Annotated in this window: 14 protein-coding genes; 7 read left to right on the top strand and 7 right to left on the bottom strand. The window is 64.0% G+C overall.

Going from position 1 to position 14136, the window contains the following annotated elements; translation table 11 throughout:
* Positions 1 to 47: 47 nt before the first annotated feature.
* Entirely contained in the window at positions 48 to 1022 is a 975-nt protein-coding gene (locus V0R62_RS12030) for a L,D-transpeptidase family protein (RefSeq protein ID WP_330103877.1), read from the top strand.
* 374 nt (positions 1023 to 1396) lie between these two features.
* On the opposite strand, the gene oprI is transcribed toward V0R62_RS12030, so the two are convergent.
* Positions 1397 to 1648 carry an outer membrane lipoprotei OprI gene (gene oprI, locus V0R62_RS12025; protein WP_003259780.1) on the bottom strand — a complete coding sequence of 84 codons (252 nt, stop codon included), beginning with the start codon at positions 1646 to 1648 and terminating at the stop codon, positions 1397 to 1399.
* Between the two features lie 649 nt (positions 1649 to 2297).
* On the opposite strand from oprI, the gene V0R62_RS12020 reads away from it, so the two are divergent.
* Complete coding sequence (locus V0R62_RS12020; RefSeq protein WP_028692616.1) at positions 2298 to 2579, top strand: GNAT family N-acetyltransferase; 282 nt, start codon at positions 2298 to 2300, stop codon at positions 2577 to 2579.
* A gap of 57 nt (positions 2580 to 2636) precedes the next feature.
* Here the strand turns inward: V0R62_RS12020 and V0R62_RS12015 are convergent, their stop codons facing one another.
* The gene (locus V0R62_RS12015) at positions 2637 to 3713 is read right to left on the bottom strand and encodes a 3-deoxy-7-phosphoheptulonate synthase (protein WP_028692615.1); all 1077 of its coding nucleotides are present in this window, start codon (positions 3711 to 3713) and stop codon (positions 2637 to 2639) included.
* Between the two features lie 261 nt (positions 3714 to 3974).
* On the opposite strand from V0R62_RS12015, the gene V0R62_RS12010 reads away from it, so the two are divergent.
* The 3 genes from V0R62_RS12010 to cysB all read left to right on the top strand — a co-directional run bounded on the left by V0R62_RS12010 (position 3975) and on the right by cysB (position 6632).
* Positions 3975 to 4937: a putative 2-dehydropantoate 2-reductase gene (locus tag V0R62_RS12010; protein ID WP_330103876.1), complete on the top strand. Its 963-nt coding sequence runs from the start codon at positions 3975 to 3977 to the stop codon at positions 4935 to 4937.
* Between the two features lie 95 nt (positions 4938 to 5032).
* Entirely contained in the window at positions 5033 to 5530 is a 498-nt protein-coding gene (locus V0R62_RS12005; protein ID WP_028692613.1) for a universal stress protein, read from the top strand.
* Positions 5531 to 5657: 127 nt separating this feature from the next.
* A complete protein-coding gene (gene cysB / locus V0R62_RS12000; RefSeq protein ID WP_011533140.1) occupies positions 5658 to 6632 on the top strand; it encodes an HTH-type transcriptional regulator CysB in 975 nt (324 codons plus the stop codon).
* A 123-nt stretch (positions 6633 to 6755) separates the two neighbouring features.
* On the opposite strand, the gene V0R62_RS11995 is transcribed toward cysB, so the two are convergent.
* From V0R62_RS11995 to rloA, 5 genes are all read right to left on the bottom strand, one after another.
* The gene (locus tag V0R62_RS11995; RefSeq protein ID WP_050705067.1) at positions 6756 to 7490 is read right to left on the bottom strand and encodes a phosphoadenylyl-sulfate reductase; all 735 of its coding nucleotides are present in this window, start codon (positions 7488 to 7490) and stop codon (positions 6756 to 6758) included.
* 113 nt (positions 7491 to 7603) lie between these two features.
* Positions 7604 to 8947 carry an aminodeoxychorismate synthase component I gene (pabB, locus tag V0R62_RS11990; protein ID WP_330103875.1) on the bottom strand — a complete coding sequence of 448 codons (1344 nt, stop codon included), beginning with the start codon at positions 8945 to 8947 and terminating at the stop codon, positions 7604 to 7606.
* 234 nt (positions 8948 to 9181) lie between these two features.
* The gene (locus tag V0R62_RS11985; RefSeq protein WP_330103874.1) at positions 9182 to 10162 is read right to left on the bottom strand and encodes an alpha-L-glutamate ligase-like protein; all 981 of its coding nucleotides are present in this window, start codon (positions 10160 to 10162) and stop codon (positions 9182 to 9184) included.
* Positions 10162 to 11697, bottom strand: coding sequence for an osmotic stress tolerance membrane protein RloB (rloB, locus tag V0R62_RS11980; protein ID WP_062359491.1), 1536 nt, complete (start codon positions 11695 to 11697; stop codon positions 10162 to 10164). Before rloB ends, V0R62_RS11985 begins: the two co-directional genes overlap by 1 nt.
* A gap of 5 nt (positions 11698 to 11702) precedes the next feature.
* Entirely contained in the window at positions 11703 to 12239 is a 537-nt protein-coding gene (gene rloA, locus V0R62_RS11975) for a retropepsin-like aspartic peptidase RloA (protein ID WP_028692608.1), read from the bottom strand.
* A gap of 285 nt (positions 12240 to 12524) precedes the next feature.
* Here rloA and V0R62_RS11970 point away from each other — a divergent pair, with 285 nt between their 5' ends.
* Complete coding sequence (locus V0R62_RS11970; protein WP_330103873.1) at positions 12525 to 13241, top strand: GntR family transcriptional regulator; 717 nt, start codon at positions 12525 to 12527, stop codon at positions 13239 to 13241.
* Positions 13238 to 14128, top strand: a complete 891-nt coding sequence (prpB, locus tag V0R62_RS11965) for a methylisocitrate lyase (RefSeq protein WP_028692606.1) — start codon at positions 13238 to 13240, stop codon at positions 14126 to 14128. Before V0R62_RS11970 ends, prpB begins: the two co-directional genes overlap by 4 nt.
* The last annotated feature ends 8 nt before the right edge of the window (positions 14129 to 14136 follow it).

Genomic DNA, 14136 nt, shown 5'->3' with positions numbered 1-14136 from the left:
CGGGTGTACAATCGTTGTCTTGACTGATCTTTCGAAGGATTTCCCGGATGTTGCCGCGCTTTCCCGCCGTCACCCGTAGCCTGACCCTGGCCGCCATGCTGGCGACAGGCCCCGCTGTTGCGCTGGAACTGCCGTTGCCACCTCCCGGTGAAGACGTCGTCGGCCAGGTCCACACCATCAAGGCCAAGTACGAAGACACCTTTGCCGACATCGGCACCGCCAACGACCTTGGCTACCTCGAGATGATCGCCGCCAACCCGGGCGTCGACCCCTGGCTGCCGGGCGCGGGCACCGAGATCGTCCTGCCGACTCGCTACATCCTGCCGCCGGGCCCGCGTGAAGGCATCGTCATCAACCTGGCCGAGTACCGCCTGTACTACTACCCGAAAGGGCAGAACGTGGTGCACACCTTCCCGCTGGGTATCGGCCGCGAGGGTTGGGGTTCGCCGATCGCCAACACCAAGATCACCGCCAAGACGCCGAACCCGACCTGGACGCCGCCGGCCTCGATCCGCGCCGAGCATGCCGCCGATGGCGATATCCTGCCGGCCGTGGTGCCGGCCGGGCCGGACAACCCGCTGGGGCCGTTCAAGTTCACCCTGGGTGTTCCGGGTTACCTGATCCACGGCTCGAACAAGAAGTTCGGCATCGGCATGCGCACCAGCCACGGCTGCTTCCGCATGCTCAACAACAACGTGCTGACCTTGTCGAAGATGGTTCCGGTGGGCACCCCGGTGCGCATCATCAACGAGCCGTACAAGTTCGGCCTCAGCGCCGGCAAGGTCTACCTCGAGGCGCACACGCCGCTGGATGATCACGGCAACCCATCGGTGGTCGACAAGCACACCGCGGTCATCAATGCGTTGCTCAAACGTGAAGACCTGGCCAACAACTTGCGCATGAACTGGGACATGGTTCGCGATGTGGTGGCCGCCGAAGATGGCATGCCGGTCGAAATCGCCGTGCCGGTCAATGGCGCGAGTGCGCCGATGGTGTCGAGCATTCCGCCAGAACTGCAGTAAGCGATTGCCCGCTGGCAACTAGCGGGGCACTTTGGGGCCGCCTTGCGGCCCATCGCGGGACAAGCCCGCTCCTGCAGGTACGGTGAACGCCATGCCTTTAGGCGCAAGCTAGGCTTTGTACGAAAAGTGCCTGCGCGACGATCATTCTGCGTTGAAAACAGGCTCGGAATGCTCATTTACAACCCGTAAACTCCGCTTCCTCGCCTGTTTTCGCCTTGCCTGATCGCCGCTCGGCTACTTTTCGTACAAACCCTAGTCCTGGGATGGGTCGCAAGGCGGCCCCAGTTGTTTGGGCGGCATCGCCCGGCTTTTTCCCGGGCAATAAAAAAGCCGACCCACAAGTGGGTCGGCTCCATAACAATCCGTGAGGATTATTATTTGCGGCTGGCTTTGTCCAGCATACGCAGAGCGCGCTCGTTGGCTTCGTCAGCGGTCTGCTGAGCCTTCTGAGCAGCTGCCAGAGCGTCGTCAGCTTTGCGGTAGGCTTCGTCTGCACGAGCCTGGGCGCGAGCTGCTGCGTCTTCGGTAGCAGTCAGGCGAGCTTCGGTTTCTTTGGATACGCTGCTGCAACCGGTAGCCAGAACTGCGGCCAGAGCCAGAGCAGAGAATTTCAGAACGTTGTTCATCGTGTTCCCCTTCAAGGACTTTCTATTAAATAGCCATCTCTCGGAAAAGAGAAACTGGCCGGCGTACATAGTACCCATTACTTGTAGTAAGTAAACTGACTGAGCGCAAGAACTGCAAAAAAAATGCTGCGCAGGCCTCCGACGACGGGGTTTGTAAACAAAGTGTGAAAATCCTGGCCAGCGTTCGCAAGCGATTGTAGTACAGGAACTTTTTTGTTGAACTAAGGGTGACTTTATCTGTCGGCGGGCGTCATAGCCCAAGAACATCCGGTTGCTGTTGCCAGGCCTCGGGCGGATAGCTGTCAGCATTTTCATGCTGCGCAGCTTGAGCATTCTCGCTGGTGCCGCCTACTATTTGAGGGGGCCATCGACGCAGAACGATCCCGGTCGTGTTGCTGTCCAAGGGGCAACAGGTGGCGTAGGCTTTGTGCGAAAAGTCGCCGAGCGGCGATCAGGCAAGGCGAAAACAGGCGAGGAACGATCGGAGTCGCGCACGACTTGACTGGTTGTCAATGAGCATTCCGAGCCTGTTTTCAACGTAGCATGATCGTCGCGCAGGCACTTTTCGCGCAAAGCCTGGAGGTTCCTCCGCCGGATAAACCACATCGGTAAGGTAAGGGTCTGCCGACAAGACCTGCGAGGAGTAGTGATGAGCGAAACGCTGACCATCCACCATGACCAGGCCGGTCATCAGTTCGAGACCACCGTGGACGGTCACCGGGCCTATCTGACGTACATGGACCTGGGCAAGCAGACGCTGGACATTTATCGCACCTTCGTGCCCAACGCCCTGCGCGGTCGCGGGATCGCCGCGGCGCTCACCGAGCAGGCCCTGGCCTATGCCGAGCAGATGGGCTACACCGTGATTCCGTCGTGCTCCTACGTCGAGCGCTATATGGAGCGCCAGCAGCGCCATTCAAGCAAGGTCTGAACGACCGTACACATGAAAACGCCGGGCATTGCCCGGCGTTTTCGTTTGCGCAAGAAGTCAGCCGCGCTGACGCTTGGGCAGCACGTCCTTGAGCTTGGCGTGCATGCTGCGCAGGGTTTTCTCGGTGGCCGCCCAGTCGATGCAGGCATCGGTGACCGACACGCCGTACTGCAGCTCGTCGAGGTTCTTCGGAATGGCCTGGCAGCCCCAGTTCAGGTGGCTCTCGACCATCAGGCCGATGATCGACTGGTTGCCTTCGAGGATCTGGTTGGCGACGTTCTCCATGACCAGCGGCTGCAGGGCCGGGTCCTTGTTGGAGTTGGCGTGGCTGCAGTCGACCATGATGTTGGGCTTGATCTTGGCCTTGACCAGGTCCTGCTCGCACAGGGCGACGCTGACCGAGTCATAGTTGGGCTTGCCGTTGCCGCCGCGCAGCACCACGTGGCCATAGGCATTGCCCTTGGTGGTGACGATGGACACGCCGCCTTCCTGGTTGATGCCCAGGAAGCGGTGCGGCTTGGACACCGACTGCAGGGCGTTGATGGCCACGGTCAGGCCGCCATCGGTGCCGTTCTTGAAACCGACCGCCGAGGACAGGCCCGAAGCCATTTCGCGGTGGGTCTGGGATTCGGTGGTGCGGGCGCCGATGGCCGACCAGCTGATCAGGTCCTGCAGGTACTGCGGGGAGATCGGGTCGAGCGCTTCGGTGGCGGTGGGCAGGCCCTTCTCGGCCAGGTCCAGCAGCAGTTGGCGACCGATGTGCAGGCCGTCCTGGATCTTGAACGAGTCGTCCAGGTACGGGTCGTTGATCAGGCCTTTCCAGCCGACGGTGGTCCGCGGCTTCTCGAAGTACACGCGCATGACCAGGTACAGGGTGTCGGAGACTTCCTCGGCCAGCACCTTCAGGCGCTCGGCATACTCGTGGGCGGCCTTGATGTCGTGGATCGAGCAGGGGCCGACCACCACGAACAGGCGATGGTCCTTGCCGTCGAGGATGTTGCGCACCACTTCGCGGCCGGCAGTAACGGTCTGCAAGGCCTTGGCGCTGAGGGGGATTTCCTTCTTGAGCTGATCGGGGGTGATCAAGGTCTCGTTGGAGGCAACGTTAAGGTCATCGATCGGTAAATCAGCCATCGTGTTACTCGTCAGGTCACGGGTGCCGGCCGCCAGCGTTCCCCGTGCGGCCCAGCAGCAGATTATTCGCAGCGGGGAGGCCGAACCTTAACGCGTTAGCAGGGGCGCGACAATGGGCTGGGGCCCGTCGATACGGGGTTTTTGCCCATCAGGCGGCAATTGCGGGCAAGCACTGCGCCTGCGGGGAGGATTTGGCCGCGATGGCCGGCACGCGGGTATAGTGGCTGACCCACAATAATGACTCTCGACCAGGAGCACGGCATGGCGTCCCTCGACCCTCGCATTGGCAATCCCCGCATCGGCATCATCGGCAGCGGCGCAATCGGTGGCTTCTATGGCCTGATGCTGGCCCGCGCCGGCTTCGATGTGCACTTTCTGCTGCGCAGCGAATACCAGGCCGTGCGCGAGCAGGGGCTGCGCCTGGACAGCGCGGTGCATGGCCAGGTGCACATGCCGGTGCAGGCGTACGCCCGTGCCGCCGACATGCCGCCCTGCGACTGGCTGCTGGTAGGCGCCAAGGCCACCAGCAACGCGGAGCTGGCGCCCTTGATCGTGCAGGCCGCGGCGCCTGATGCCCGGGTGGTGTTGCTGCAGAACGGCCTTGGCGTCGAGGAGCAGTTGCGCCCGGCCTTGCGCCCGGACCTGCACTTGCTCGGCGGCCTGTGCTTCATCTGCGTCAATCGCGAGGGCCCCGGCGAGATCCGCCACCAGTCGCTGGGCGCGGTGAACCTGGGCTATCACAGTGGCCCTGCAGAGGACGGCGGGGCCGCCGTGGTGGAGGAGGGCGCCGGGCTGTTCCGGGTCGCGGGCATCGACTCCCAGGCCATGGCCGACCTCGACCAGGCGCGCTGGCAGAAACTGGTGTGGAACGTGCCCTACAACGGCCTCTCGGTGTTGCTGCAGGCCAGCACCACGCCCTTGATGGGCGATGCCGACAGCCGCGCGCTGATCCAGGCGCTGATGGCCGAAGTGGTGGCGGGCGCCAAGGCCTGTGGCCGCGAGCTGCCGGCGGGCTATGCCGAGCACCTGTTCCGCATCACCGAGAAGATGCCGGACTACTGGCCGAGCATGTACCACGACCATGTCCAGCAGCGGCCCCTGGAGCTGCAGGCGATCTATGCCGAGCCCCTGGCCCGGGCCCGCGCGGCCGGTTGCGCGCTGCCGCGCATGGAGGCGCTGTACCAGGCCCTGGCGTTCATCGACCGGCGTAGCCGGCAGGCCTGAAGCCCGCGGCGGATGTGCGCCGGACGGCCAGGCGACCGCCGATGGCGCTGCTAAGCTCAAGCTTGCTCTGCCGTCGCGGCAGTCGAGGAGGTCGAATGATCCGTTCCATGCTGTTTGCCACTGACCTCGGTGTCTATGCGCCCTTTGTCATGCAGCACGCCCTGGCCCTGGCGCGGACCTTCAACGCAGAGCTGTATGTGATCCACGCCGTGGAGCCCATGGGGCAGTTCGCCGAATCGCTGCTGCAGAGCTACCTCGATGAGCAGACCCTCGATGCGCTGCACAGCGAGGGCGTCAACACGGTCATGGCCAATATCGAGCAGCGGGTGCTGGAGAACTTTCGCGACGAGATGACCGAGCCGGCCGACCTGGCATTGATCCGCGCGGTGCGGGTGCGCCAGGGCGACCCGGCCCAGGTGATCCTCGAGCAGGCCCAGCGGTTGTCGGTCGACCTGCTGATCTTCGGCAGCCACAGCGCCGGCGCGGGAGTGGATGTGCCGATCGGTCGCACGGCGGTGCGGCTGCTGCAGTTGTCACCGGTGCCGGTGTACATGGTGCCACTGGCTCACCATCTTGGACGTAGGAAATCGTGAACTTGGCGGTAGGACATTTTCCAACGAACGTAACAAAATAGTTCTAGATTTATTTCTCAAGCCACTAATATAGTTATAACTCGTTGCTGCCGGCGCGCCGGTGACCTACCGCCTTTGAGGGATATCTATGAAGCTTCAGCAACTGCGCTACATCTGGGAAGTGGCGCACCATGACCTCAACGTTTCCGCGACGGCGCAGAGCCTGTACACCTCCCAACCGGGCATCAGCAAGCAGATCCGCCTACTCGAGGACGAGCTGGGCGTCGAAGTCTTCGCCCGCAGCGGCAAGCACCTGACCCGCGTCACCCCGGCGGGCGAGCGCATCATCAATACCGCCGGCGAGATCCTGCGCAAGGTCGAGAGCATCAAGCAGATCGCCCAGGAATTCTCCAACGAGAAGAAGGGCACCCTGTCGATCGCCACCACCCACACCCAGGCGCGCTACGCGCTGCCGCCGGTGATCAGCAACTTCATCAAGCAGTACCCGGAAGTCGCCCTGCACATGCACCAGGGCTCGCCGATGCAGATCGCCGAGATGGCGGCCGACGGCACCGTCGACTTCGCCATCGCCACCGAGGCGCTGGAGCTGTTCGGCGACCTGATCATGATGCCGTGCTACAAGTGGAACCGCTGCGTGGTGGTGCCTCAGGGGCACCCGCTGACCAAGCTGCCGAAGCTGACCCTGGAAGCGGTGGCCGAGTATCCGATCGTCACCTACGTGTTCGGCTTCACTGGCCGTTCCAAGCTCGACGAAGCGTTCAATCACCGAGGCCTGACGCCGAAGGTGGTGTTCACCGCCGCCGACGCCGACGTGATCAAGACCTATGTGCGCCTGGGCCTGGGCGTGGGCATCGTGGCCAAGATGGCGGTGGACCCGAAGCTCGACAGCGACCTGGTGTGCCTGGATGCCAGCGAGTTGTTCGAGGCCAGCATCACCAAGATCGGCTTCCGTCGCGGCACCTTCCTGCGTGGCTTCATGTGCGACTTCATCGAGAAGTTCGCGCCGCACCTGACCCGTGAGGTGATGGCCAAGGCGATTCAGTGCCATAACAAGCAGGAGCTGGAAGAGCTGTTCGAGGGTGTCGAGCTGCCGGTGCACTGATTCGAGATCGTAGGGGCCGCTTTGCGGCCCTTTCGCGGCACGAGGCCGCTCCTACAAGGAAACGTGATCCCCTGTAGGAGCGGCCTTGTGCCGCGAAAGGGGCGCGAAGCGGCCCCCGCTATTTCAAGCCTTGCTGATCAGGTTGCCAGCGTGCAACCCGCATTCCTTCTGGGTCGACTCTTCCCACCACCAACGTCCTTCGCGCTCGTGCTGGTTCGGCAGTACCGGGCGGGTGCACGGCTCGCAGCCGATGCTGATGAAGCCGCGCTCGTGCAGGCTGTTGTAGGGCAGCTCGAGCATGCGGATGTAGCCCCATACTTCCTCGCTGGTCATCTGCGCCAGCGGGTTGAACTTGTACAGGGTGCGCTCCGGGGTGGAGAAGGCGCTGTCGATCTCCAGCGCCGCCACCTGGCTGCGGGTGCCGGGGCTCTGGTCGCGGCGCTGGCCGGTGGCCCAGGCGCTGACGGTGGCCAGCTTGCGGCGCAGCGGCTCGATCTTGCGGATGCCGCAGCACTCGCCATGACCGTCCTTGTAGAAGCTGAACAGGCCTTTTTCCTTGACGAACGGGTCGAGCTTGTCGCGGTCCGGGCTGAGGATCTCGATGGGCAGGTTGTACTGCTCGCGCACCTGGTCGATGAACCGGTAGGTCTCCGGATGCAGGCGCCCGGTGTCGAGGCTGAACACCTTGACCTGCTTGTTCAGTTTCCAGGCCATGTCCACCAGCACCACATCTTCGGCGCCGCTGAAGGAGATCCACAGGTCATCGCCAAAATGCTCGAAGGCGAGCTTGAGGATCTCCTGCGGGGACTTGCTGGCGTAGGTCGCGGCCAGGGCGGCGACGTCGAAGGGTTGGCTCATCAGGCGGTTTCCATCGGTTGAGTGGCGCTGTGCGCTCGTAGTGGTCAGATGGTAACAAAAAATGGCGGGGCAGACGCCTGGCGATCGCGGGGCAAGCCCGCTCCCACGGAGTCTTACAGGGCCTGAAGCGTTTCCATCAGCACCCGCACCTTGGCGATCGACTCCTCGTACTCGGCCTGCCAGTCCGAATCGGCCACCACCGCGCCGCCGCCCCAGCAACTGACCTGGCCATCCTTGACCAGCAGGCTGCGGATGGCGATGGAGCTGTCCATCTCGCCGCGCACATCGACATACAGCAGCGAGCCGCAGTACAGCGCCCGGCGCGCAGGCTCCAGCTCGTCGATGATCTGCATGGCGCGGATCTTCGGGGCGCCGGTGATCGAGCCGCCGGGGAAGCTGCCGGCGATCAGGTCCAGGGCGTCCTTGTCTGCGGCCAGGCGGCCGACCACGCTGCTGACCAGGTGATGAACGTTGGGGTAGCTCTCCAGGCTGAACAGCTCCGGCACCTTCACCGAGCCGGTCTGGCAGGTGCGGCCGATGTCGTTGCGCAGCAGGTCGACGATCATCAGGTTTTCCGAGCGGTCCTTGGGGCTGGCCAGCAGCTCGGCGGCGTTGCGCGCATCCTCGACCGGGTCGGCGGCGCGTGGACGGGTGCCCTTGATCGGGCGGGTCTCGACTTCGCCCTGGCTGACGCGGATGAAGCGCTCGGGGGAGAAGCTCAGTAGCGCCGTGCCTTCATCCAGCTGCTGGTAGCCGGAGAACGGCGTCGGGCAGGCGGCGCGCAGGGCCTGGTAGGCGCGCCACGGGTCGCCCTGGCAGGGTGCGCGAAAGCGCTGGGTAAGGTTGATCTGGTAGCAGTCGCCGGCCTGGATGTAGCGCTGCACCTGGTCGAACGCCGCCCGGTACTGCTCGGGGCGAAGATCGCCGGTCATGGGCGCGAGCAGGTGGAAGTCGCCGCTATCGCCTGGGATGCTGTTCTCGAACAACGCGATGAGCCGTTGCCGCTCGGCCTCGGGCAGGCTCGGGTGGAACACCAGCTGGCTGCTGCACAGCCGATGGTCGGACATCAATGCCCAGGCATACAGCCCCAGCCGGGCATCGGGCAGGCCGAGGTCGTCCACCGCGTGCGTTGGCAGTTGCTCCAGGCGCCGGCCAAAGTCGTAGCTGAGGTAACCGATCAGGCCGCCGGCGAACGGCAACTCGATGCCCTCGGGCAGTTGTGCCGTGCCCAGGCCGGCCAGGGCCTGGCGCAGGCGCTGCAGGTAGTCGCGACCGTCTTCGTCGGGGTTTGCCTGCAACTGCTGCAGCGGCCAGGCGCTGAGCAGGTCGTAGCGGCCGCGTTCGGCACCCGGACGGGCGCTGTCGAGCAGGATCGCACCGGGCGCGCGGCGCAGGCGTTCGAAGTAGAAGGCGGGGTCGGGCTGGTAGGGCAGGGGGTGGAGCGTACAGGTCGGCATCAGGATGGACGGCGATGAACAAGCGAGGTGGGCGATTGTAGACCCGTGGGGGGAATGCGCCTAGCACTGGCAACGACATTCACGATCCAGATTTGCGCATTCCCCCTGTAGGAGCGACCTTGTGCCGCGAAAGGGCCGCAAAGCGGCCCCAGGATTTCAGCGTTGATGCAAAGATCGTCGGGGCTGCTATGCAGCCCTTTCGCGGCGCAAGGCCGCTCCTACAGAGGGGGGCGGTTACAGCGGATTGACGTGCCCGAACAGCCCTTGCGCGACCTTCACGCGCTGTTCGGCATCCTCGCTGCGACCTTCCTTGGCCAGCATCTCCAGGTGCGCCTCGATGGCGTGGGTGCGCTGGGTCAGGCCGCAGTCGTTGGCGATCTGGATGTTCAGGCCCGGACGGGCGTTGAGCTCGAGGATCAGCGGGCCCTTGTCCTGGTCCAGAACCATATCCACGCCGATATAGCCCAGGCCGCACAGCTCGTAGCAGCTGGCGGCGAGCTTCATGAAGCCGTCCCAGTTCGGCAGCTGCACGCCGTCCACCGCGTTGGTGGTGTCCGGGTGCTTGCTGATGATCTTGTTCAGCCAGGTGCCGCGCAAGGTCAGGCCGGTGGCCAGGTCAACGCCCACGCCGATGGCGCCCTGGTGCAGGTTGGCCTTGCCGCCGGACTGGCGGGTCGGCAGGCGCAGCATGGCCATCACCGGGTAGCCCATCAGCACGATGATGCGGATGTCCGGCACGCCTTCGTAGCTGATGCTCTTGAAGATCTGGTCCGGGGTGACCCGGTACTCGATCAGCGCGCGGTCGCGGTGCCCGCCCAGCGAGTACAGGCCGGTGAGGATGCTGGAGATCTGGTGCTCGATCTCCTCGTGGCTGATGATCTTGCCGGAGACCGTGCGGTAGCGGTCCTCGAAGCGGTCGGCGATCACCAGGATGCCGTCACCGCCGGCGCCCTGGGCCGGCTTGATGACGAAGTCGCTGCGCCCGCCGATGATCTCGTCGAGTTTCTCGATCTGCTTCTCGGTCTCGATGATGCCGTACATCTCCGGCACATGGATGCCGGCCGCCAGGGCGCGCTCCTTGGTGATGATCTTGTCGTCGACGATCGGGTACAGGTGGCGCTTGTTGTACTTCAACACGTAGTCCGCGTTGCGCCGGTTGATACCCATGATGCCCCGGGCCTCCAGGGCTTTCCACGTCTTGATCAGGCCAAACATCAGGCGTCAGCCTTCTTCAGGAATGCCTTGAAGCGCACGAGCTCGGTCAGGCGGTAGCCGCGGTAGCGACCCATCGCCAGCATGAAGCCCACCAGGATCAGCAGGACCGCCGGGAAGGTGAAGACGAAGTACACCGCTTCCGGCACGGTCATCAGCAGGTGCGCGATGGAGGCGGCGAACAGGGTGCCGACGGCCACTTTCATGGCATGGCCGCCGCCACGCTCTTCCCAGGTGATCGACAGGCGCTCGATGGTCATGGTCAGGATCACCATCGGGAACAGCGCCACCGACAGCCCGCGCTCCAGGCCCAGCTTGTGGCTGAACAGGCTGATGGCGGCGATCAGCACCACGACGAAGGTCAGTACCACCGACAGGCGCGGCAGCATCTGCAACTTGAGGTGTTCCAGGTACGAGCGCAGCGACAGGCCCAGTGCGGTGATCACCGTGAACAGGATGATGCCGAAGCCCAGCTGGGTCTCGCGGAAGGCCAGGGCGATCAGCACCGGGGTAAAGGTGCCCAGGGTCTGGATGCCGATCAGGTTGCGCAGCACCAGGATCACCAGCACGCCGATCGGGATCATCACCATGATCATGAAGGTCTGCTGGGTCTGCAGCGGCAGGCCGTACAGCGAGTATTCGAGGAAGTCGGCGTCGGTGTTCTCGTCGGTCAGCTTGGCCAAGCGGATGGCGTTCATCTCGCTGTTGTTCATGCTGAAGGTGACGGTGGCCTTCTTGCCGCCATCGACGGTGATCAGGTTGTCGTCACCGGTCCACCACAGCAGGCGGTCGCTGGGCAGGCCCTGCTCGCCGGTCTCCGGGTTGAAGTACAGCCAGTCGTTACCGTTGAAGCTGCGCAGCCACAGTTCGGGGCTCTGCGGGGTGTCGGCCACCAGGCGGATGGTGTGAACCTTCTCCAGCGGCACATGGGCGATGGACAGCAGCAGGTCGATGACCTGGGCCTTCTTCAGCGGCGAGTTGTCGCCGGCAAGCAGCAGCTTGGCGTTGTCGTCGTTGACATTGTTGACACGCTTGATGGTCTCGCTGACGAAGGTCTCGACGTCGGCCGAGTGCTGGCGGATCGGTGCCATCAGCGCTTCGGCGGCGATCTTCTCCGGGCCCTCGACGGCCAGGCTGTCGCGGAAGGTCGGGCCCTTGATCTTGGTCTTTTCGTTGCTGTAGCGCTTGGTCAGCACCAGGCGGTAGTAGAGGGTCTGGTTGCCGCTGGCGCGACGGGCCGACCAGGTCACCTTGCGGTTGCCGTCGGCGCGGTTGACGCTGACCCCGTAGTTGTTGGAGATGAAGCTCTCGTTGAGGCTCACGTAGTCACGGTTCAGCGGGGGCACGAACATCTGCACCTTGACCGGATCCTTGGCGCTGGCGACGAACTCGACCTTGGCGTCGATGTTCCACAGGTCGTCGGTCTCGTCCTCGGTCACCGGGATGCCGAGGGCGAAGATCTGGTAGGCCGTGATCGCGATGCCCAGCAGCACCAGGACGGTGATCAGGACTTTCAGGTGAAGGGTAAGAGAGCGCATCGGAATTACTCTGCTTTGGGAGCTTCGGTGGCGCAGGCAGGTTTGCCGGCCGCGTATTTAAGGCTTGGGTCGACCAGTGCACCGAAGTGCTTGAGGGCCTCGGAACCGATCAGCAGCGGGAACTGGAAGGCGCTGCGGTCGGTGAGGTTGACCTCGATGGTGCGTTGCGTCTGGCCCATGCAGATCTCGAGTTCGATGACCGGGCGGGCAGTGTAGGCCTTGCCCGAGTCGGCATCATAGTCCCCGGCGCGGCGCTTGATCTTGCTGACGCGGGCCAGGGGGCGTTCGATGGGGTGCTTGTGCGCGGCGTCGATGGCCAGGTAGAAGCGCACCCAGCTCTCGCCGTTGCGCTTGAAACGCTTGATGTCGCGGGCGCTGAGCGAGGCGGTCTTGGCGCCGGTGTCGAGCTTGGCCGCCACTTCCAGGTCAAGGTCGCCCAGGCGGGCGTATTCGTTCAGGCCGTACACGGTCTTCTCGGCCGCGGGCGCGAGCGCCGGCAGCAGGGTCAGGCAGAGCAGCAATAAAGCGGGTTTGAGTCTCATAATCCTGGCGCGGTGCTGTGCAGGTTTCAGGGCAAGGCGACTGGCCAAGCGTCCTCATTGATCTGTCAACAACATGAAATGATGACAGACACACTATCCATGCTCCCGAAGGAGCGCGGCATTCTATCACGCCGATGTCTTGACGCCAGCGCGCCCGCGATCAGACCCCATGAAGGCGGGGTAAGTTCGTTATTAGACGATTGTCGACAATATTCTTTTTGTCTTTGACTATGCACCTCTGTTTGGCTAGTTTTGGCGTCACTGATTTTGAAGGTGTCGACAATCATGCTGGACACAGCCCCGGCCACCGCATTGCCCCAGGACGAGACCGAGACCCTTTCGGAGCACGTCTTCCGGCGCATCCAGGCCGCCATCGTCAAGGGCGAGATCGCCCCCGGCAGCAAGATCTCCGAGCCGGAGCTGGCGCGCACCTATGGCATCAGCCGTGGCCCGTTGCGCGAGGCGATCCACCGCCTGGAGGGCCAGCGCCTGCTGGTGCGCGTGCCCCATGTCGGCGCCCGGGTGGTGTCGCTCAGTCATGCCGAGCTGATCGAGCTGTACGAAATCCGCGAATCCCTCGAAGGCATGGCCTGCCGCCTGGCCGCCGAACGCATGAGCCAGGCGGCCATCGACGAGCTGCGCCACGTGCTCGACACCCACGAGCGCGATGCCGCGTTCCAGGCCGGGCAGGGCTACTACCAGCAGGAAGGCGACTACGACTTCCACTACCGGATCATCCAGGGCAGCGGCAACCAGACCCTGTACAAGATGCTCTGCGGCGAGCTGTACCAACTGGTGCGCATGTACCGCATCCAGTTCTCCAGCACGCCCAACCGCCCGCGCCAGGCCTTCGCCGAGCACCACCGCATCCTCGATGCGATCGAAGCTCGCGACGGCGAACTGGCAGAACTCCTGATGCGTCGCCACATCGGCGCATCCAAACGCAATATCGAGCGCCACTACCAAGGTGCCGACAACAATAGCCCACGAGGTGAGTCATGACAGTGAAGAGCACGCCCGGCCAGCGTTTCCGTGACGCGGTCGCCGCCGAACATCCGCTGCAGGTGGTCGGGACCATCAACGCCAACCACGCCCTGCTGGCCAAGCGCGCCGGCTTCAAGGCTATCTACCTGTCCGGTGGCGGCGTCGCCGCCGGCTCCCTGGGTCTGCCGGACCTGGGCATCAGCGGCCTGGATGACGTGCTCACCGACGTACGGCGCATCACTGATGTGTGCGATCTGCCGCTGCTGGTGGATGTTGATACCGGCTTCGGCGCTTCGGCCTTCAACGTCGCCCGCACCGTCAAGTCGATGAGCAAGTTCGGCGCCGCGGCCATTCATATCGAGGACCAGGTCGGCGCCAAGCGCTGCGGCCACCGCCCGAACAAGGAGATCGTCTCGCAGCAGGAGATGGTCGACCGCATCAAGGCCGCCGTCGACGCCCGCAGCGACGACAGCTTCGTGATCATGGCGCGCACCGACGCGCTGGCAGTGGAAGGCCTGAACGCCGCCCTGGACCGCGCCGCCGCCTGCATCGAGGCCGGCGCCGACATGATCTTCCCGGAAGCCATTACCGAGCTTTCGATGTACAAGACCTTCGCCGACCGGGTGAAGGCGCCGATCCTGGCCAACATCACCGAGTTCGGCGCCACGCCGCTGTACACCACCGAGGAACTGGCCTCGGTCGACGTGTCGCTGGTGCTGTACCCGCTGTCGGCCTTCCGCGCCATGAACAAGGCGGCCGAGAACGTCTACACCGCGCTGCGCCGCGACGGCACCCAGAAGAACGTGATCGATACCATGCAGACCCGCATGGAGCTCTACGATGCCATCGGCTACCACGCCTTCGAGCAGAGCCTCGATGCGTTGTTCGCGCAGAAAAAAGGGTAGAAAGGCCT

It is taken from the genome of Pseudomonas carassii (assembly GCF_036324045.1).
GTDB lineage: Bacteria > Pseudomonadota > Gammaproteobacteria > Pseudomonadales > Pseudomonadaceae > Aquipseudomonas > Aquipseudomonas peradeniyensis.
The sequence above is the reverse complement of the archived record's forward strand: the minus strand, read 5'-3'. Positions and strand labels throughout refer to the sequence as shown.

Bases quoted from the DNA above. Each gene is read 5' to 3' on its own strand.
- V0R62_RS12030 (WP_330103877.1), top strand. From the start codon at position 48: ATGTTGCCGCGCTTTCCCGCCGTCACCCGTAGCCTGACCCTGGCCGCC.
- oprI (WP_003259780.1), bottom strand. From the start codon at position 1,648: ATGAACAACGTTCTGAAATTCTCTGCTCTGGCTCTGGCCGCAGTTCTG.
- V0R62_RS12020 (WP_028692616.1), top strand. From the start codon at position 2,298: ATGAGCGAAACGCTGACCATCCACCATGACCAGGCCGGTCATCAGTTC.
- V0R62_RS12015 (WP_028692615.1), bottom strand. From the start codon at position 3,713: ATGGCTGATTTACCGATCGATGACCTTAACGTTGCCTCCAACGAGACC.
- V0R62_RS12010 (WP_330103876.1), top strand. From the start codon at position 3,975: ATGGCGTCCCTCGACCCTCGCATTGGCAATCCCCGCATCGGCATCATC.
- V0R62_RS12005 (WP_028692613.1), top strand. From the start codon at position 5,033: ATGATCCGTTCCATGCTGTTTGCCACTGACCTCGGTGTCTATGCGCCC.
- cysB (WP_011533140.1), top strand. From the start codon at position 5,658: ATGAAGCTTCAGCAACTGCGCTACATCTGGGAAGTGGCGCACCATGAC.
- V0R62_RS11995 (WP_050705067.1), bottom strand. From the start codon at position 7,490: ATGAGCCAACCCTTCGACGTCGCCGCCCTGGCCGCGACCTACGCCAGC.
- pabB (WP_330103875.1), bottom strand. From the start codon at position 8,947: ATGCCGACCTGTACGCTCCACCCCCTGCCCTACCAGCCCGACCCCGCC.
- V0R62_RS11985 (WP_330103874.1), bottom strand. From the start codon at position 10,162: ATGTTTGGCCTGATCAAGACGTGGAAAGCCCTGGAGGCCCGGGGCATC.
- rloB (WP_062359491.1), bottom strand. From the start codon at position 11,697: ATGCGCTCTCTTACCCTTCACCTGAAAGTCCTGATCACCGTCCTGGTG.
- rloA (WP_028692608.1), bottom strand. From the start codon at position 12,239: ATGAGACTCAAACCCGCTTTATTGCTGCTCTGCCTGACCCTGCTGCCG.
- V0R62_RS11970 (WP_330103873.1), top strand. From the start codon at position 12,525: ATGCTGGACACAGCCCCGGCCACCGCATTGCCCCAGGACGAGACCGAG.
- prpB (WP_028692606.1), top strand. From the start codon at position 13,238: ATGACAGTGAAGAGCACGCCCGGCCAGCGTTTCCGTGACGCGGTCGCC.